Origin of the sequence: Terracoccus luteus, from assembly GCF_003635045.1 — a bacterium.
Lineage (GTDB): Bacteria > Actinomycetota > Actinomycetes > Actinomycetales > Dermatophilaceae > Terracoccus > Terracoccus luteus.
The window spans coordinates 1,075,842-1,094,428 of the sequence record NZ_RBXT01000001.1 but is presented as its reverse complement, the minus strand read 5'-3'; the positions used below and the strand labels follow the sequence as shown (position 1 = coordinate 1,094,428).

Below are 18,587 nucleotides of genomic sequence, written 5' to 3'. Positions count from 1 at the left end.
GATGCGCACCCCGTCCCTGCGGCGTCGACTGACCGTCGTCGTCCTCGTCCTCGTCGCGGTGACCCTCGGTGTGCTCGGCGTGACGACCGACGTCGTGCTCCGGGGCCGCCTCGACGCCCAGCTGCAGCAGCGCCTGCTCGACCGGGCCCAGGTCGCGTCCCAGCTGGCCGACCAGCTCGACCCGGAGAACCTCGCCAAGCGCCTCAGCGACGGCACCGTGTCGGTGCTCGTCCTCGCCAAGGACGGCACCGCCTACGTCGAGGGTCCCCCGCCCGGCGCTGACCCCGGGCGGGTCGGGCCGGCCGGTCCCGGCGGCGGCCGCGCCCAGCGACCGGCGCCCACCGCTCCCCCGGTGGCGGCGTCGACGCAGTCGCAGCTCACCGAGTACGACGACCGCATCGAGGTGACACGTGAGGTCGGCGACGGGGCGACCCTCGTGCTCTCGGCGAGCACGACCGAGGTCGGCCGGGTGCTCGACCAGACCCGGATCGCCCTGCTCGTCGGGGCCCTCGCCGTCCTCGCCCTCTGCGGCCTCGTCGTACGCCCCGTCGTGGCCCGCACCCTGCGACCGCTCGACCGGGTGACCGCTCTCGCCCGCGCCATCCGCGAGGGCGACCGCGGCGGCCGGCTGCGCCCCGAACGCACCGACACCGAGATCGGGGCGACCGCCCACGCCCTCGACGGGATGCTCGACGCCGTCGAGGGCGCCGAGAGCCAGGCGCTCGAGGCCGAGCGACGGCTCCGGGTGTTCCTCAGCGACGCCGCCCACGAGCTGCGCACACCCATCGCCGGGCTGCAGGCGGCGAGCGAGCACCTGCTGCGCAGCGACCCGCCGCGCGAGGAGCGTGAGCAGACCCTGCTCACCCTCGTCCGCGAGTCACGCCGCGCCGGCCGCCTCGTCGACGACATGCTGCTCATGGCCCGCATCGACCGCGGCCTCGAGCTGCGCCCGCGGGCCGTCGACCTCACCGCGGTCGCCGCGTCGGCCGTCGAGCCCCGCCGCCTGCGTCACCCCGACGCCACCCTCGTCGTCGACGGTCCGCCGCTCGTCACGCAGGCCGACCCCGACCGCCTCGCGCAGGTCGTCGGCAACCTCCTTGACAACGCCGTGCGCGCCGCCGGCCCGCGCGGCCACGTCGGCGTCACGGTGTCGAACGAGACGGATGCCGGTGGGCGCGCCCTCGCCGTCGTCGACGTCGCCGACGACGGGCCCGGCATCCCGCCGGGCGACCGGGAGCGGGTCTTCGAACGGCTCGTGCGCCTCGACGAGGCCCGCGCGGTGCAGGAGGCGACGGCATCCGCGGGCGGCACGGGACCCGGCGTTGGCACGGGACCGGGCGTCGGCGCCGGCCTCGGTCTCGCCATCGCGAGAGGCATCGCCCGGGCCCACGGAGGCGACCTCGTCGCGCTCGAGCCGACCACGGGACGGGGCGCGCGCCTGCGGCTCACCCTGCCGCTCACCCGTCAGCCAACCGAGAGCACGACCGACGCGCCGACGGGGGGCACATCCACGACGCCAACCACGACCGACCCGGTGGCCAGCGCCACGAGCACGCCGAGCACGCCGACCTCGCCGCCTATTACCGCCTCGCATCCGGTGCCGGTGAAGGTCTGAGCCGACGCACGGAGCCGACTGGCCGAGCCGTCAGCGCCGGGAGCCCCGGATCAGTGCTGGTGCGCCTCGACGAGGGCCTCGCGGCCGGTGCCGAGCACGGTCAGCGGCAGCAGCGTCTTGCCGGTGGGCCCGATCTCGATCTCGGTGCCCATCTGGGGGCAGACGCCGCAGTCGAAGCACGGGGTCCAGCGGCAGTCGTCGACCTCGGTCTCGTCGAGGGCGTCCTGCCAGTCCTCCCAGAGCCAGTCCTTGTCGAGGCCGCTGTCGAGGTGGTCCCACGGCAGCACCTCGTTCTGGTCGCGCTCGCGGGTGGTGTACCAGGCGAGGTCGACGTCCCAGGGCATGGCCGCGAACTCCGCTGCCGCACACCGCATCCAGCGCTCGTAGGAGAAGTGCTCGCTCCAGCCGTCGAACCGGCCGCCGTCGCGCCACACCGCCTCGATGACCCGCCCGACACGACGGTCGCCGCGCGAGAGCAGCCCTTCGACGATGCCGGGCTGGCCGTCGTGGTAGCGGAAGCCGATCGAGCTGCCGTACCGCTTGTCGGCCCGGATCGCCTCGCGCAGCTTGAGCAGCCGTGCGTCCGTCTCCTCGACCCCGAGCTGCGAGGCCCACTGGAAGGGGGTGTGCGGCTTGGGCACGAACCCGCCGATCGAGACGGTGCAGCGGATGTCGCGCCGCCCGGACACCTGGCGGCCGGTCTCGATGACGCGCTTGGCCAGCTCGGCGATCTGCAGCACGTCCTCGTCGGTCTCGGTCGGCAGGCCGCACATGAAGTAGAGCTTGACCTGGCGCCAGCCGGCGCCGTACGCCGCCGCGACGGTCTGGATGAGGTCGTCCTCGCTGACCATCTTGTTGATGACCTTGCGGATCCGCTCGCTGCCGCCCTCGGGGGCGAAGGTGAGGCCCGAGCGCCGCCCGTTGCGGGTCAGCTCGTTGGCGAGGTCGATGTTGAAGGCGTCGACGCGGGTCGACGGCAGTGACAGACCGGTCTGCGTCCCCTCGTAGCGGTCGGCCAGGCCCTTGGTGATCTCGGCGATCTCCGAGTGGTCGGCCGAGCTGAGCGAGAGCAGCCCCACCTCCTCGAAGCCGGTCGCGGCCAGGCCCTTCTCGACCATCTCGCCGATGCCCGTGATCGACCGCTCGCGCACCGGGCGGGTGATCATGCCCGCCTGGCAGAACCGGCAGCCGCGCGTGCAGCCGCGGAAGATCTCGACCGACATGCGCTCGTGCACCGACTCGGCCAGCGGCACGAGCGGCTGCTTCGGGTAGGGCCACGCGTCGAGGTCCATGACGGTGTGCTTCGACACGCGCCAGGGCACGCCGGGGGCGTCGGATGCCGGGGCGACCCGTCGGATGCGCCCGTCCGGCAGGTAGTCGACGTCGTAGAAGGCGGGCACGTACACGCCACCGGTGCGGGCGAGGCGCAGCAGCACCTCGCGACGACCGCCGGGGCGGCCCTGCGCCTTCCACTCGCCCACGATGTCGGTGACCGTGAGCACCGCCTGCTCGCCGTCGCCGACGATGGCCGCGTCGATGAAGTCGGACACGGGCTCCGGGTTGAACGCGGCGTGCCCGCCCGCGATGACGAGCGGGTGCTCGACGCCGCGGTCCGCGCTGTGGAGCGGGATGCCGGCGAGGTCGAGCGCGGTCAGCATGTTCGTGTAGCCGAGCTCGGTCGAGAAGCTCAGGCCGAAGAGGTCGAAGTCGCCGACGGCCCGGTGCCCGTCGACCGTGAACTGCGGCAGGCCGGCATCCCTCAGCTGCGCCTCCATGTCGGGCCACACGGCGTACGTGCGCTCGGCGAGGGCGTCGGGGCGCTCGTTGAGGACCTCGTAGAGGATCATGACGCCCTGGTTCGGCACCCCGACCTCGTACGCGTCGGGGTACATCAGGGCCCACCGCGTGGTCAGCTCGACGCCGTCGTCGCCGAGGCCACCGACGTTCCAGTCCTTCACCGTCGAGTTGAGCTCACCGCCGACGTACTGGATCGGCTTGCTGACCCGTTCCAGCAGCGGCTCGAGGGCAGGGAACAGCGACTCACCGGACATGCCGACCATGCTACGGCGGGCCCCCGCCCCGCCCGAAACGTCGGGCGGGGTCGGGAGCGGGCCGGGATGACATGACGGCCGTGTGCGCGCCCGTCAGGCGTCCGCGTCGGCGTAGAGGGCGTCGAGCTCGCTGCGGTGCTTCTCGGTGACAGCGCGGCGGCGCAGCTTCATACTGGGCGTGAGGTCGCCGGCCTCGACGGTGAGGTCGTGGTCGAGCACGTGGAAGCGCTTGATCGTCTCCCACCGGTTGAGCCCGGCGTTGAGGCGGTCGACGTACCCCTGCACGAGCTCCCGCGCCTGCGGGCTCGTCACGACCTCGGCGTAGGGCCGGCCCTCGAGGCCGACCGTGGGAGCCCACATGGCGACGGCATCCGGGTCGAGGGTGACAAGCGCGGTGGCGTAGTTGTGGCCCGCGCCGTGCACGAGGAACTGGCTGACGAACGGGCACAGGCCCTTGAAGCGGGCCTCGATCTCGGCCGGGGCGACGTACTTGCCGCCCGAGGTCTTGAAGAGGTCCTTCTTGCGGTCGGTGACGTGCACGAAGCCGCGCTCGTCGATGCTGCCGATGTCGCCGGTGTGGAACCAGCCGTCGTCGGTGAGCACCTCGGCCGTCGCCTCGGGGTTGTCGTGGTAGCCGCGCATGACGCCGGGGCCGCGCACGAGCAGCTCGCCGTCGTCGGCGACCCGCACCTCGGTGCCCGGCATGGGCCAGCCGACCGAGCCGTAGCGGTAGCTGCCGGGGTCGGGCGGGTTGACCGTCGTGCCGGACGAGGTCTCGGTCAGGCCGTAGCCCTCGTTGACGAGCAGGCCGACGGCGCCGAACCAGCGGGCGACGTCGGCGTTGAGCGGCGCCGACCCGCTGATCATGAAGCGGACCCGCCCGCCGAAGCGCTCCTGCACCTTGTGCAGCACGAGCTTGGTCGCGACCTTGTGCCGCAGCGCGAGCGCCGTCGACGGGGTGTCGCCGTTCTCGAGGGTGTCGCGCATCTCGGCCCCGACCTTGAGGGCCCAGTCGATGAGCGACTTCTTCACGCCGGTCTCCTGCGCGAACATCAGCGCGATGCGGCCGTGCGCCTTCTCGAAGATGCGGGGCGGGCCGGCCATGAAGGTGGGCTTGACGACGCCCATGTTCTCGACGATCTTGTCGACCCGCCCGTCGACCGCGGTCGGGAAGCCGATCTGCAAGCCGGTGGCGAGCAGCATCTTGCCGAAGACGTGCGACAGCGGCAGCCACAGGAACTGCAGGTCGTCGACGGTGAAGGTGCCGAGCGCCTCGATGACGGCGCCCTCGTAGACGACGGAGTCCTGCACGAGGCGCACGCCCTTGGGCCGCCCCGTCGTGCCGGAGGTGTAGATGAGCACGGCGAGGTCTTCGGGGCCCAGGCGGTCGATGCGGGCGTCGACCAGGCCCGGCTCCTGCTCGATGCGACGCCGGCCGAGCGCGGCGAGCTCGTCGGTCGTGACGACCCACCCGTCGTCGCTGCCGGGCCCGGTGAGGGCGACGACCCGCCGCACGCCGGGCACCTCCGAGCGCACGGCCTGCAGCTTGGCCACCTGCTCGGCGTCCTCGGCGAAGACGACCTCGCTGCCGGAGTTGCTGAGGATGTAGGCGACGTCCTCGGCGATCGTCGTCGGGTAGACGGTCGTCGTGGCCCCGCCCGCGCAGGCGACGGCGAGGTCGGCCAGCACCCACTCGACGCGGGTCGTCGAGGCGATGGCGACGCGGTCGCCCACCTCGACGCCGAGGTCGACGAGGCCGGCCGCCCACTCCTGGACCCGCTCGTGGGTGGCGCGCCACGTGAGGGTGGTCAGGTCGGTGCCGCCCCCCGCGAAGTAGAGGTAGGCGGGCGCGTCGGGCGTGCGCTGCACACGCGAGCGGAAGAGGGCGCCGACGCTGGGCGCCCGTCCGTCGAGCACCGCCTGGTCGACGTGCCGGTCGGCGAGGGACAGCTGGGGCATGGCGGACTCCTTCGTCGCAGCGGGGCGCGTCCTCGGCGTCGGCGGCCCCGCCCTGGCCGCATGGTGTCAAAGATCAGGGCGGTGTGGGTGCCGGCGGGCCCGACGGTGACCGTCCCGTGACCCGTCGGTAACCACCCGAGCCATCCACGCCCACCCGCGGCGACCACGGCTCCACACGACGTCAACCGATGGACAGCCGCCCCGGCGCCGTCGGGTCAGGACGGGACGATGGCCGAGAGGATCTCGCGGCAGCGCGCGACGTCCTGCTCCATCTGCACCACGAGCTCGTCGATCGAGTCGAACCGCAGGGTCGGTCGCAGCAGCGAGACGAACTCCACGGAGACGCGCTCGCCGTAGAGGTCGAGGTCGGTGCGGTCGAGCACGTACGCCTCGACGCGGCGCTGCTGGCCGTCGAAGGTGGGGTTGGTCCCCACGCTCACGGCCGCGGGCAGGGTGCGGTCGGGCGCGTCGACGGGCAGGTCGCGACGCAGCAGCCAGCCGGCGTAGACACCGTCGCTCGGCACGAGGCCCTCGTGGTCCTGGCTGAGGTTGGCCGTCGGGTAGCCGAGCTCGCGCCCGCGGTGGTCGCCGTGCACGACGGTGCCGCTGACGACGTGCGGCCGACCGAGGATCTCGGCGGCGTGCTCGACCGACCCGTCGAGCAGCTCGGCCCGCAGCTGGGTCGAGCTCCAGCGGGCGCGCTCGTCACCGTCGCCGACGTCCTCGAGGGTGATGACCTCGAACCCGTGGGCGCGACCGAGCGTGCGCAGCGTCTCGACGTCGCCGGAGTTGCGGACGCCGAACCGGGTGTCCTTGCCGACCACGACGACGGACGCGTGCAGGGCCCGCACGAACACCGACTCGACGAACTCCTCCGGCGTCTGCTGGGCGAACTCGCGGGTGAACTCGATGACGAGGGTCGCGCCCAGCCCGACGGTCTCGAGGGCGTCGAGCCGCTGGGCGAGGCTCATGACGGCGGCCGGGGCGCGGTCGGGGTAGAGCACGGCGACGGGGTGCGGGTCGAAGGTGACGGCCACGGGGGTGGCGCCGCGTTCGGCGGCCTCGCGCACGACGCGACCGAGCACCTCCCGGTGCCCGCGGTGCACGCCGTCGAAGTTGCCGAGCGTGACGACCGTCGGGCCCAGACCCTGCGGGACCTCGCCCACCTCGAACCAGCGCTGCACGTCGTTCACTGTAGTGGCCGCCCCCGCGGCCCATGTCGCCGGACGGTCGTGACGACGGCCACCTCGCCCTTCGACCGTGCCCGGATGCCGGGTCGCCGGCTCAGCGCGGCGGTGCGGTCTCGAAGACGACTCGCGCCTTGGCGGTCGGGCCGGTCTCGTCGAGGACGGCGATGAGGCGGCCGGCGGGGTCGAGCGCGGCGACCGCGTCCATTCCGGAAGCTCTCAGAGCGCCGGGATCACCGGGATCACCGGGAGCGCCGTGGTGCGCGCTCGGCACCCGCTGTCCGTGGCCGATGCGCACGGCCTCGGCCTCGGTCAGCTCGTGCACAGGCAGCTGGGCCCGTGCCGCCTCGGCCAGGGGGATCAGCGGCAGCGGTGACGGAGCGGTGACGGGAGCCGTGGCGGTGGCCGGGTCGGCGTCACCGTCCGCCGGGGCGGTCTGGGCCGCGACGAGGGCGGCGAAGTCAGCGGCCTGGTCGAGGCCGAACCGTCCCACCCGGGTGCGGCGCAGCGCCGTGAGGTGCCCGCCGACGCCGAGGGCCGCGCCCAGGTCGCGGGCGAGCGCCCGTACGTAGGTGCCCGACGAGACGTCCACCTCGACGTCGACGTCGACCACCGCGAGTCCGTCCGGCGTGGTCGCGGTGCGGGTGGCGAGGAGGTCGAAGCGCGAGACGGTCACGGGCCGCGCGGCGAGCTCGACGGCATCCCCCTGACGGACGCGCGTGTAGCTGCGCACCCCGTCCACCTTGATGGCGCTCACCGAGCTCGGCACCTGCTCGATGTCGCCGGTGAGGGCGGCCACCCGGCCCGGCAGGGCGACCAGCAGGTCGTCGGGGTCCGTTACGCCGGTGGCGGTCACGACGTCACCCTCGGCGTCGTCGGTGACGGTGTCCTGCCCGAGCCGGATCGTGGACCGGTACGACTTGTCGCAGCCGACGAGGAAGGTCAGCAGCTTCGTCCCGCGCTCGACGCCGAGCACGAGCACCCCGGTCGCCATCGGGTCGAGGGTGCCGGCGTGCCCCACGCGACGGGTGCCGCACAGGCGACGGGCCCGCGCGACGACGTCGTGGCTGGTCCACCCGGCCGGCTTGTCGACGACGAGCAGCCCCGAGGCGGCGGGAGTCGCGGATGCCGTCCGGCTGCGGGTCACCTGACCTCGACGTCCGTCGCGGCTGCGTCGGCGGTGCCGTCGGCGTCGTCCTCGCCGTCGCGGTCGACCGGCTTGCGGTACGGGTCGGCGTCGCCAGCGTGGCGGGCGCCGGCGGCGGCACGGGCGAGCTCCTCGTCGCGGGCGCGGGTCTGGGCCACGAGGTCCTCGAGGTGCGCGGCACCCTCGGGCAGGGCGTCGGCGATGAACTCGATCGACGGGGTGAGGCGGATGCCGATGCCCTTGCCGACCGCGGAGCGGATGCGGCCCTTGTTGGCCTCGAGCACCTGGGCGGTGGCCTGGCGCTCCTCGTCGGAGCCGAAGACGGTGTAGAAGACGGAGGCGTGCTGAAGGTCACCGGTGACGCGCGCGTCGGTGATCGTCACGAAGCCGAGCCGCTCGTCCTTGATCCGGAACTCGAGGTGCTCCGCGACGATGACCTTGATGCGGTCGGCGATCTTGCGGGCGCGGGCTGGGTCGGCCATAGCTGCCTCCGGGGACGTCGGGACGGGTCGTGAGCGGCGACGCGCGCCCGGCACGGCTCCACCAACGCACTGCGGAGGACTGTGCCGGTCGCGTGGGTGACTCACCCGGCCACCGCTCGACACCACCCTAACGAGGTGGCGCCGCCTCGCCCGACGAGGCCAGGCCCACTCCCGCTCGGTGGCAGCACGGCCCGTGGAGGGTCGTCGCGGTCCTGACGACGACGACCTCCCGCGGAGCCTCCACGGGCCGATGCCATCTCGCAGCCGGAGCCTCATGCGGGGTCCCCACGTTCCGCTCGACCGTGGAGCAGCCCGTCCCGGGTCGGCTCCGTGGAGCGCCCCTTCCGGCCCATCGACCTCGACCGGCGCGACGGCCCCCCGGGTTGACCGCCAAGAACGCCGGATGCCGGCCGCCCGACTGGGCGACCGGCATCCGGTACGTGCTGCTGCGCGTCAGGCGCGCGGCTTCTCGCGCATCTCGTAGGTGGCGATGAGGTCACCGAGCTGCAGGTCGTTGTACGACCCGAGGTTGATACCGCACTCGAAGCCCTCGCGGACGTCCGTGACGTCATCCTTGAAGCGGCGCAGACCGGCCACCTCGACGTTCTCGGACACGACCACACCGTTGCGGGTGATGCGGGCCTTCGTGCCGCGGCGGATCTCGCCGCTGCGCACGATCGAACCGGCGATGTTGCCGAACTTGCTCGAACGGAAGATCTCGCGGATCTCCGCCGTGCCGAGCTCGACCTCCTCGAACTCCGGCTTGAGCATGCCCTTCAGCGCCGCCTCGACCTCGTCGATGGCCTGGTAGATGACCGAGTAGTACCGGATCTCCACGCCCTCGCGCTCGGCGTAGTCGGCGTTCTGGCCCTCGGCGCGGACGTTGTAGCCGACGATGATCGCGCTCGAGGCCATCGCGAGGTTGATGTTGTTCATCGTGATGGCACCGACGCCGCGGTCGATGATGCGCAGGTCCACGTCGTCGCCGACGTCGATCTTGAGCAGCGCGTCCTCGAGCGCCTCGACCGAACCCGACACGTCACCCTTGAGGATGAGGTTGAGGGTCTCGACGCGTCCCGCGGCGAGAGCCTCGTTGAGGTCCTCGAGCGAGATGCGCTTGCGGCTCTTGGCGAGCACGGCCTGGCGGTCGGCTGCCTCGCGGCGCTCCGCGGTCTGACGGGCCGTGCGGTCGTCGGGGGCCACCACGAAGGTGTCACCGGCGCGCGGCACGGACGACAGACCGAGCACCTGGACGGGCCGCGACGGGCCGGCCTCGGTGACGTTCTCGCCGTGCTCGTCGAGCATGGCGCGGACGCGGCCGTAGGCCGATCCGGCGACGATCGAGTCGCCGACGTGCAGCGTGCCGGTCTGGACCAGCACCGTCGCCGTCGCGCCGCGACCGCGGTCGAGGTTGGCCTCGATCGCGACACCACGGGCCTCACGGTCCGGGTTGGCACGCAGGTCGAGCGCCGCGTCGGCCGTGAGCAGGACCGCCTCGAGCAGGCTGTCGATGTTCTGACCCTGACGAGCGGAGACGTCGACGAACATCGTGTCGCCGCCGTACTCCTCGGCCACGAGGTTGTACTCGGTCAGCTGCTGACGGACCTTCGAGGGGTTGGCCCCCTCGACGTCGATCTTGTTGACCGCGACGACGATCGGCACGTCGGCCGCCTGGGCGTGGTTGAGCGCCTCGATGGTCTGAGGCATCACGCCGTCGTCGGCCGCGACCACGAGGATCGCGATGTCGGTGACCTTCGCACCACGGGCACGCATGGCGGTGAACGCCTCGTGACCAGGGGTGTCGATGAACGTGATGGCGCGCTCGACGCCCTCGTGCTCCTTGCGGACCTGGTAGGCACCGATGTGCTGGGTGATGCCACCGGACTCGCCACCGGCGACGTCCTCGTTGCGGATCGCGTCGAGCAGGCGGGTCTTTCCGTGGTCGACGTGGCCCATGACCGTGACGACCGGGGGACGCGCCTCGAGGTCCTCGTCCTCCTCGCCCTCGATGCCCGTCTCGAGGTCGATGTTGAAGGAGTCGAAGAGCTCCTTCTCCTCCTCCTCGGGGGAGACGACCTGGATGTCGTAGCCGAGCTCGACACCGAGCACCTTGAAGGTGTCCTCGTCGAGCGACTGCGTCGCCGTGGCCATCTCACCGAGGTGGAACAGGACCGTGACGAGCGAGGCCGGGTTGGCGTTGATCTTGTCGGCGAAGTCGGTCAGCGACGAGCCACGACGCACGCGGATGGTCGTCTTGCCGTCACCGCGCGGGACGGTGACGCCACCGATCGACGGCGCCTGCATCTGCTCGAACTCCTGGCGCTTCGCGCGCTTGGACTTGCGGCCACGGACCGGACGGCCGCCACCGCGACCGAACGCACCGGCGGTCGAGCCACGACCCGCGCCACCACCGCGGGGGCCACCGAAGCCACCACGGTTGGGTGCACCACCGGGGCCACCGCCGAAGCCGCCACGACCGGGCGCGCCACCGGGGCCACCGCGGCCGGGAGCCGGACGCTGCCCGGGACGACCGACCGTGCTGCGCTCGGGCATCATGCCCGGGCTCGGGCGCGGACCGCCGGGACGCGGGGCGCCACCGGCGGCAGCACCCGGACGGGGACCGCCGGGGCCGGCCGGACGGGGCCCGCCGGGACCACCAGCGCCACCGGTGCCGCCGGGACGGGGGGACCCTGCCCGCTGCTGCGGACGCGGCATCCCCTGGTTCTGGCTGAACGGGTTGTTGCCCGGTCGCGGGCCCGCGTCGCCACCGGGACGGGGCGGACGGGTCTGACCCATTCCCTGGCTCGGCGCGAACGGGTTGTTGCCGGGGCGCGGCTGACCCGGACGGGGGGCCGGACGGGGCGACGACGGTACGCCGGGACCCTGCTGGCCACCGTCACGGGCGCTCTGCACCCGCTCGGGAGCGGACGCGGCCGGGGCGGCCGGCGACATCGGGGTCGCAGGCGTCGGCGAGGACGACTGGGACGAGCCGGCACCCGGTGCGGCCGGGCGGCCCGGCGTCGCACCCGAGGTGGACGACGGCGTGCCGGACGGAGCGGACGACGGGGCCGAACCCGGGCGTGCGGGAGCGGACGTACCACCGGCGGCGGGTGCCGCGGGGGTGTTCGCGGGGGTGGTCGCGCCGGTCGGTGCCGGGCTCGACGGGGTGGCCGCCGGCCTGGCCGGACCGGGCGTGGGTGCCGACCCGGACGTGCGCGCCACGGGAGCGGACGCTCCGGCGGGGGACGACGTGCCGGGAGCCGACGGCGTCGCACCCGAGGGGCGCGGCGCAGACGGACGTGAGGGAGCACCGGGCGTCGGTGCACCCTGTCCCGCCGGACGAGCAGGCGTCGCGGCACCGGACTTGCCGGCACCACCGTTGCGCAGCTCGTCGGGGAACTGCTCCTTGATCTTGCGGACGACGGGGGGCTCGATGGTCGACGATGCCGACCGGACGAACTCTCCCTGGCTCTTCAAGTGTGCGAGCAGAGCCTTGCTCTCGACTCCGAGCTCTTTCGCGAGCTCGTAGACCCGGACCTTAGCCACATCTCTCCTGTCTTGGTCCGGCCTGACAGGAAGTGGCCGAACCGTCGTTAATGCTGGGGCTTGCTCATCGCTGAGGACTCATCGGGTGCTCATCGCGTTTGACCCGCCTTGTGGTTCGTTCTCGTGGATCGTTGACGTTGCGTGACGTGCGTGATGCTGCTGCGCGTCCTGGTTGCTGACGTGCGTGTTTCCGTCGTGCGTGGTGCCGTCGTGCTTCGAGCTGACGTGCTTCGTGTCGATGTGCCCGGTGACGGCGGTGAGGTCGACCGCGGCCTGCAGTCGCAGGGCACGTCCGAACGCCTTTCGGCGCACCGCCAGCTCGAGACACACGGCCCGTGGGTGCACCCAGGCACCGCGACCCGGCATCCGGTGTCTCGGGTCGGGCACGAGGGTGACCCCACCACCGGGGCGGGGGTTCTCTCGTGACGTCTCCGCGACGACTCGCAGCAGGGCCGACCGGCTATCCGTGGCGCGACAACCCACACAGGTGCGGGTCGGCTCGCTGCGGAGTCCAGTCCGGTCGGTCACAGACCAGTCTAGCGCGTGCTCGGGGTCGATCGGGTCACCGGGAGGGGTGAGTACCCGCGACGCCCGGGAGGGCGCCCACCGAGCCTCGCCGCGGACCGGCTCAGCCGGCATCCGGACGGCCGGGGCCGCGAGCGCCACGGTCGCCACGGTCGCCGCCACGGTCGGCACTGCGGTCGGCACTGCGGTCGCCACCTCGGTCGCCACCGCGCTGACCGCCCCGGAACCCGGCGCGGTCACCACCGGCACCACCGGCACGGGCGCTGTCCCGGGCCCCGCCGGCGGCCGCCCGGGCGAGAGCGGCACCGTCACCGCCGTCGGCGACGGTGTCGGGACGGATGTCGATGCGCCAACCCGTGAGCTTGGCGGCGAGGCGTGCGTTCTGCCCCTCCTTGCCGATGGCGAGGCTGAGCTGGTAGTCGGGCACCGTCACCCGAGCGGCGCGCGCCGCGGCGTCGACGATCTCGACCTTCTGCACCCTGGACGGGGAGAGCGCGGCGGCGACGAACGACGCGGGGTCCTCGGAGAAGTCGACGATGTCGATCTTCTCGCCCCGCAGCTCGGTCATGACGGCGCGCACGCGGGCGCCCATCGGGCCGATGCAGGCGCCCTTGGCGTTGACGCCGGCGACCTTGCTGCGGACGGCGATCTTCGTGCGGTGGCCGGCCTCACGGGCGAGCGCCGCGATCTCGACGGTGCCGTCGGCGATCTCGGGCACCTCGAAGCGGAACAGGGTGCGGACGAGGTTGGGGTGCGTGCGGGAGAGCCCGACCTGCGGGCCCTTGGGCCCCCTCTTGACGCTGACGACGAAGCAGCGCAGCCGCTCACCGTGCACGTACCGCTCACCGGGCACCTGCTCGGCCAGCGGCAGGATGCCCTCGACCGTGCCGAAGTCGACGAGGACGTTGCGCGGGTCCTGGCTCTGCTGGATGACACCGGAGATGACGTCACCCTCACGGCCCTTGAAGTCGCCGAGGATGGCCTCGTCCTCGAGGTCGCGCAGTCGCTGCACGATGACCTGACGCGCGGTCGAGGCGGCGATGCGGCCGAAGCCCTCGGGAGTGTCGTCGAACTCGGGGCCGGGCTCCCCGCGCTGCGGGCGCTCGTCGTCGTCGGTGGCGGGCAGCAGGTCGCCCTCCTCGCGGGCGAGCACCACCACGTGGCCGGTCTTGCGGTCGAGCTCGACGCGCGCGAGGCGGTAACTGCCCTCGGTGCGGTGGTAGGCGACGAGCAGCGCCTGCTCGATGGCCGGGATGAGCACCTCGAGGCTGATGTCGCGTTCGCGCTCGAGGGCGCGCAGGGCCGCCAGGTCGATGTCCATCAGTTCTCCTCGTGGTCGCGCAGGGTGTGGCTGTCGTGGTCGGCGTCGTCGCCGGAGTGGTCGTGCTCGTGGTCGTGGTGGTGCTCGACCTCGTCGAGGTCCTCGTCGTCAGCGAGGTCGTCCTCGTCGTCGTCGCGTGGGTCGCCGTCGGTGCCGGGCTCGGACGCACGCCGCGTGAACTCGACCTGCACGACCCCGCGTTCGACCTCGCCGAGGGCGAGACGCACCGTGCGGGCGGGCACCTTCTTGCTCGCGGGGATCCCGAGCACGACCTCGTCGGTCGTCACCTCGACCAGCCGGCCGGTCTCCGTGCCGCCCTCGCCGCGCCGGTGGACCTCGACGAGCCGTCCGACCTGGCGCCGGAAGTCCTCGTGGGTGACCAGGGGCCGACCGACACCGGGAGAGGACACCTCGAGCACGTAGGGCGTGGCGCCCATGACGTCGCTCTCGGGCGAGTCGCCCGGGCCGTCGAGCGCGTCGCTGACCGCCCGGGTGCCGTCCGCGACCTCGTCGAGCGAGAGCGGCACGACGGTGGATGCCGTGTCGGCCGGGTCGAGCGCGGAGATGTCTCGGTCGACGAGCACCCGGACCACCCGTCGGCGGCCGGCGGGCGAGACCGACACGTCGGCGACGACCAGTCCGAGAGGGACGAGGGCCGGCGCGACCGCCTCCCTGATGTCGTGAGCCGTGCTCATCGACCCCTCCTGTCTTCTCGAGTACCTGTCACCCGTGTCCGTGGCGGCCTCGGCTCCGGCGCCCGACGAGGACGTCGGTGGGTCGGTGGCGCGTCCTCAGGGGTCGTCGCACCACACGCGGGATGCACGGCAGGGCCGCCCTGCGGAACAGGGCGTTCGTCCACTGTATCGGCAGCGGCAGGCCCCGGGCGACGTCGCTGCGGGGCCGGGAGTCCGTCGCGTGCGAGGATCGCCGCATGAGCCGGACCCCGCCGCCCCCACGCGGCCCGGGTCGGCGGAGCGTCCTTCGCACCATGGTCGGCACCGCCGTCACCGGCGTCGCGGCCCTCACTGCGGGCGGCAGCCTGACCGGATGCGGGTTGCGGCTCGACGTGCCGCCGCCCCCGGCGCCGACGCCGACCCGCCGTCGGGCGGTCGACGAGGCGCGCCTGCTCGAGGCCGTCGCCACCGCCCGCAGGCTGGCCACGGCCGCCGAGTCCCTCGTCCGCGCTGGCTCGGCCGATGCGCGGACCCCGGCGGTGGCCAGCCTTCTCCGGACGCAGGACCACGTGCTCACCGGGCGGCTCACGAACGCCGGCGTGCCCACCGCCGAGATCGACACGGCGGTGGCCGCCTCCGCCTCAGCCGCGACGCCGGGAACTTCCGCGACCTCGACGTCCGGGTCCGTGCGCGCCCCGGACCCCTCGGCATCCGACAACCCCGGCGCGGCCGGGGCGCCCGCCTCGGGCGGCGCGGGCGCACCGAAAAACGACGCTGAGCTGGCGTCACGGCTGGCCGCGGTGCCGGCCACCGAGTGGGCGACGGTGTCGGGCGCGCAGGACGCCGCCACCCGTGCCCTGCTCACCTGCGCCCTCACTGCCCGTCTCGCGTGTGCAGGACGGCTGGGGGTCGTCGTCGACACGCCGGCGCCCTCGCCCCTGCGCGCTCAGCTCGTCGAGCTCACCCAGCCGCTCGTCTACGCGTTCGAGGTCGTGGCGGCGCAGTCGACCGGCGCGCAGCGGCGACGTGCCGTCGACACGTTGGCCCGGCTGCGTGAGCTCGAGAGGGAGACCGCGGCCGACACGCCCGCGTCACCGACCGGCTGGGCGCTTCCCTTCCCCGTCACGTCGACGGCGGAGGCGGCCCGGCTCGCCCGCCAGGTGATGACGAACGCGCTCGCGGCCGTGCCGACCGTGTCCGGGCACATCCCGTCCGCACCCGGCACAGGTGCCGCGTCGTCGGCGCCCGCGACGCCGACGGCATCCGCCACCTCGACCTCACGCCCGAGCGGTCCCCCGGACGCGGCGTCGCTCGGCGACCTCGCCCGCTGGGGCAGCCGGGTCGCCCTGCTCGCCCAGCCGTGGGGAACGGCCCTCCAACCGTTCGCGGGGATGCGGTCGTGAGCGTCGAGCTCGTTCCCGCCCACTTCGCCCACCGCGTCGCGGGCTACCCGCCCCAGGGGTGGATGTCGGGCGAGGAGTGGGTGCTCGACCTGCCCGACCTGCTCGACGACCTGCTGGCCGAGTGGGAGCTCGAGCCCATCGGTCGCGCCGCCAGCGGCTCGTGCTCCGTCGCACTGCCCGTGCGCCTGACGGGGCAGGGCCGCGAGGCCGTCGGAGTGAGCGGCGAAGGCGTGCTCAAGGTGACGTGGCCACACCCCGAGGCCGCCACCGAGGCCCTGGCTCTGCAGACGTGGAACGGCCACGGGGCCGTGCGGCTCGTGCGGGCCGACCCGGGCCGGTGGGCGCTGCTGCTCGAGCGACTGCACGACCGCGACCTCACCCGTGTCGACATCGACGACGCTTGCGGGGTCATCGGTGACCTCCTCAGCGCGCTGCGGAGGCCCCCGCACCCGCGGCTGCCGTCGCTCGACGACTACGCGCGGAGGCAGGTGGTCGAGCTGAGCGCTGCCCCTCCCGTCATCCCCCGCCGTTACCTCGACCAGGCCGCCGCGCTGGCCTCCGAGCTCGTCACCCGGCGACCGGCCGAGGACCGGCTGCTGCACACCGACCTGCACTACGAGAACGTCCTCGGCGCGTATCGGGCACCGTGGCTGGCCATCGACCCCAAGCCCATGGCCGGGGACGTGGCCTTCGAGGTGGCCCCGGCGCTGTGGAATCGCGCCGACGAGCTCGGAACGGGTTCGCAGATCCGGTGGTCGCTGCGCCGACGCCTCGAGATCATCTGCGAGCGAGCCGGCATCGACGAGGGCCGTGCGCGGGCCTGGACGATCGTCCGCGAGGCCGACAACGCCCTCGAGCTCGCGGACGACGCCCTCGTCGCGGAGGTGCGCGACCGCATCAGCCTGGCCGTCATGATCATCAAGGCGATGAACGACTGACGGAGCGGTGGGCATGACGACCCACGAGGCGACCGACGGGGTGTCCGACGGGGCGTGCGACGGGGCGTCCGGCTTCGCGACCACCGAACAGCACGACCGGGCGGTCATCCTGACTCCTGACGGTCGTCGTCGGCCGTGGGACTCGTACGTGGAGCCGTCTGCCACTGCTGCCACGTGTGCCACGTGACGCCCGTGTCGGTGACCGTGGCGGTGAGATCCAGCTGGTGCACGTGCTGGTGGTGTCGACGACAGAGCAGGGCGAGGTTCGCCACGCTCGTCGGTCCTCCACGCGCCCAGTGCACGATGTGATGGGCGTCGGTCCATCCCGGCGGTGCGGTGCACCCGGGGAACGTGCAACCGGCGTCCCTGACCCACAGCAGGTGGCGCATCGAGCGCGTGACGAGGCGCTGCTCGCGTCCCACGTCGAGCGGCTCGCCGTCGCGGCCCAGCACGACGGGCAGGATGCCGGCGTCGCAGGCGAGCCGTCGCACGGTGGCGGGCGACAGGACGTCGCCCGAGTCGCACGTCCCGTGGCCCGTCGCGGGCCGGCTGAAGGCACCGCCGTGGCCGTGACCCGAGGCCGAGACCGAGGGCTCGTCGCCGGCAGAGGGCTCGTAGGCGGCAGAGGGCTCGTCGGCGGGCGGCTCGTCAGGGGCGGACCACCTTCGACCGGCGGACGGTCCGGCGCCCGAGAGGTCGTCGGCGAGCGTGTCGAAGTCGACCGTGACGACGACGCGCGCCTTGTCGGTCGTGGGGCTGTCGCCGGGCGCCGAGACCCCGCGCATGACGATGTCGATGAGCGCGTCGGCGCGACGTCGGTGGGCCGGCCGCTCGTCGTCGGCGATCTTCCGACCCTCGTCGTCGAGCAGTGGTGCCGGCGCGGCCAGGGGTTCGAGGGCCGAGCGCACGATGGCGGCCCCCTCGGGGTCGAGCACGCCGCGCAGACCCACCATCCCGGCCGCCGTCGGCTGCTGCCACCACAGGCCTCGGGACTCGCGCTGCTTGCGCGCGCGGTCCTCGGCGTCCGGGGGCGGCCGCAGCTGCTCACCGAAGCGGCGCGCCAGCCGGGCCAGAACCTCGACCCGGGACGTGGGCGCCTCGCCCTCGAGGTGGTCGAGCGCGTGGTCGAGCTCGGACGGGTCGGCTACACGCCGCAGCTGCTCGTAGAAGTCGATGACGACCGCCGCCTTGGCCACGGTCAGGCGCTCGACCGGCCGGACGGCATCCGTGTCGGTCGAGGGGTCGACGTCTCCCGCGTAGGAGAAGAACTGCTCACGCAGCGACTGCCAGCGCGAGTGCGTGAACGCCGTGGCCACGGTGACGAGGGCCCTGGCCTGGCCTCCGCTCAACGTGGGGTCGGTGGCGCGCAACCAGTCGCAGCGTCGCAGGCCACCCGGCGAGGGCACTCCCCTGCCCTCGATCTCCACCAGGGCTCGGACCAGGGCGATCTCACGCTGCTGCTGCACCTGCCCGAGGTCGGCGACCTCCGTGAGCAGGTCGCGGTCGTGCTCGCCGCTCGTCGCGCCCCAACCCGGTTCGCCGGTCGAGGTCGCGCTCGAACCACCGCTCGAACCACCGCTCGAACCACCGCTCGCATCAGCGTCGGGTGGCTCGGATCCCAAGGCGGACGTCGCTCCCCCGGCGGCACGCTGGCGCGCCTCGAGCTCGGTCAACCGCGACCTGAGCCCGTCGAGAACGCTGCCGTCTGCCTCCATGACCCGACGCTATGACCGGGTGCC

The 18,587-nt window shown here is 73.4% G+C and carries 13 protein-coding genes; 3 read left to right on the top strand and 10 right to left on the bottom strand.

Annotation, left to right across the window (positions count from 1 at the left end; genetic code table 11):
- Position 1: 1 nt before the first annotated feature.
- Positions 2 to 1,615: a HAMP domain-containing sensor histidine kinase gene (locus DFJ68_RS05030; protein WP_147431512.1), complete on the top strand. Its 1,614-nt coding sequence runs from the start codon at positions 2 to 4 to the stop codon at positions 1,613 to 1,615.
- A gap of 50 nt (positions 1,616 to 1,665) precedes the next feature.
- Here the strand turns inward: DFJ68_RS05030 and DFJ68_RS05025 are convergent, their stop codons facing one another.
- The 9 genes from DFJ68_RS05025 to DFJ68_RS04985 form a co-directional block, all read right to left on the bottom strand.
- Positions 1,666 to 3,666: a TIGR03960 family B12-binding radical SAM protein gene (locus DFJ68_RS05025; protein ID WP_121035101.1), complete on the bottom strand. Its 2,001-nt coding sequence runs from the start codon at positions 3,664 to 3,666 to the stop codon at positions 1,666 to 1,668.
- 93 nt (positions 3,667 to 3,759) lie between these two features.
- Positions 3,760 to 5,625 carry an AMP-dependent synthetase/ligase gene (locus tag DFJ68_RS05020; protein ID WP_121031524.1) on the bottom strand — a complete coding sequence of 622 codons (1,866 nt, stop codon included), beginning with the start codon at positions 5,623 to 5,625 and terminating at the stop codon, positions 3,760 to 3,762.
- A 215-nt stretch (positions 5,626 to 5,840) separates the two neighbouring features.
- Positions 5,841 to 6,809: a bifunctional riboflavin kinase/FAD synthetase gene (locus DFJ68_RS05015; protein WP_121035100.1), complete on the bottom strand. Its 969-nt coding sequence runs from the start codon at positions 6,807 to 6,809 to the stop codon at positions 5,841 to 5,843.
- Positions 6,810 to 6,909: 100 nt separating this feature from the next.
- Positions 6,910 to 7,959 carry a tRNA pseudouridine(55) synthase TruB gene (truB, locus tag DFJ68_RS05010; protein WP_121031522.1) on the bottom strand — a complete coding sequence of 350 codons (1,050 nt, stop codon included), beginning with the start codon at positions 7,957 to 7,959 and terminating at the stop codon, positions 6,910 to 6,912.
- Positions 7,956 to 8,441, bottom strand: coding sequence for a 30S ribosome-binding factor RbfA (gene rbfA / locus DFJ68_RS05005; protein WP_121031519.1), 486 nt, complete (start codon positions 8,439 to 8,441; stop codon positions 7,956 to 7,958). The genes truB and rbfA overlap by 4 nt, the downstream gene beginning before the upstream one ends.
- A gap of 453 nt (positions 8,442 to 8,894) precedes the next feature.
- A complete protein-coding gene (infB, locus tag DFJ68_RS05000; RefSeq protein ID WP_121031517.1) occupies positions 8,895 to 11,987 on the bottom strand; it encodes a translation initiation factor IF-2 in 3,093 nt (1,030 codons plus the stop codon).
- Between the two features lie 78 nt (positions 11,988 to 12,065).
- Positions 12,066 to 12,626, bottom strand: a complete 561-nt coding sequence (locus tag DFJ68_RS18930) for a YlxR family protein (RefSeq protein WP_121035099.1) — start codon at positions 12,624 to 12,626, stop codon at positions 12,066 to 12,068.
- A complete protein-coding gene (gene nusA / locus DFJ68_RS04990) occupies positions 12,616 to 13,833 on the bottom strand; it encodes a transcription termination factor NusA (RefSeq protein WP_170165702.1) in 1,218 nt (405 codons plus the stop codon). Before nusA ends, DFJ68_RS18930 begins: the two co-directional genes overlap by 11 nt.
- Entirely contained in the window at positions 13,833 to 14,528 is a 696-nt protein-coding gene (locus tag DFJ68_RS04985) for a ribosome maturation factor RimP (RefSeq protein WP_121031515.1), read from the bottom strand. Before DFJ68_RS04985 ends, nusA begins: the two co-directional genes overlap by 1 nt.
- Positions 14,529 to 14,764: 236 nt before the next feature.
- Between DFJ68_RS04985 and DFJ68_RS04980 the strand changes: the two genes are divergently transcribed.
- Together DFJ68_RS04980 and DFJ68_RS04975 are read left to right on the top strand one after the other, a co-directional pair.
- Positions 14,765 to 15,910 carry a DUF4439 domain-containing protein gene (locus tag DFJ68_RS04980; protein ID WP_147431511.1) on the top strand — a complete coding sequence of 382 codons (1,146 nt, stop codon included), beginning with the start codon at positions 14,765 to 14,767 and terminating at the stop codon, positions 15,908 to 15,910.
- A complete protein-coding gene (locus DFJ68_RS04975) occupies positions 15,907 to 16,848 on the top strand; it encodes an aminoglycoside phosphotransferase family protein (protein WP_245963477.1) in 942 nt (313 codons plus the stop codon). Before DFJ68_RS04980 ends, DFJ68_RS04975 begins: the two co-directional genes overlap by 4 nt.
- A 104-nt stretch (positions 16,849 to 16,952) precedes the next feature.
- Here DFJ68_RS04975 and DFJ68_RS18650 read toward each other — a convergent pair whose 3' ends face one another.
- Positions 16,953 to 18,563 carry an HNH endonuclease signature motif containing protein gene (locus DFJ68_RS18650; protein ID WP_121031511.1) on the bottom strand — a complete coding sequence of 537 codons (1,611 nt, stop codon included), beginning with the start codon at positions 18,561 to 18,563 and terminating at the stop codon, positions 16,953 to 16,955.
- Between the last annotated feature and the right edge of the window lie 24 nt (positions 18,564 to 18,587).

Excerpts from the sequence above, each read along its gene's own strand:
- DFJ68_RS05030 (WP_147431512.1), top strand. The coding sequence starts at position 2 with ATGCGCACCCCGTCCCTGCGGCGTCGACTGACCGTCGTCGTCCTCGTC.
- DFJ68_RS05025 (WP_121035101.1), bottom strand. The coding sequence starts at position 3,666 with ATGTCCGGTGAGTCGCTGTTCCCTGCCCTCGAGCCGCTGCTGGAACGG.
- DFJ68_RS05020 (WP_121031524.1), bottom strand. The coding sequence starts at position 5,625 with ATGCCCCAGCTGTCCCTCGCCGACCGGCACGTCGACCAGGCGGTGCTC.
- rbfA (WP_121031519.1), bottom strand. The coding sequence starts at position 8,441 with ATGGCCGACCCAGCCCGCGCCCGCAAGATCGCCGACCGCATCAAGGTC.
- DFJ68_RS18930 (WP_121035099.1), bottom strand. The coding sequence starts at position 12,626 with ATGCCGGCTGAGCCGGTCCGCGGCGAGGCTCGGTGGGCGCCCTCCCGG.
- nusA (WP_170165702.1), bottom strand. The coding sequence starts at position 13,833 with ATGGACATCGACCTGGCGGCCCTGCGCGCCCTCGAGCGCGAACGCGAC.
- DFJ68_RS04985 (WP_121031515.1), bottom strand. The coding sequence starts at position 14,528 with ATGAGCACGGCTCACGACATCAGGGAGGCGGTCGCGCCGGCCCTCGTC.
- DFJ68_RS04980 (WP_147431511.1), top strand. The coding sequence starts at position 14,765 with ATGAGCCGGACCCCGCCGCCCCCACGCGGCCCGGGTCGGCGGAGCGTC.
- DFJ68_RS18650 (WP_121031511.1), bottom strand. The coding sequence starts at position 18,563 with ATGGAGGCAGACGGCAGCGTTCTCGACGGGCTCAGGTCGCGGTTGACC.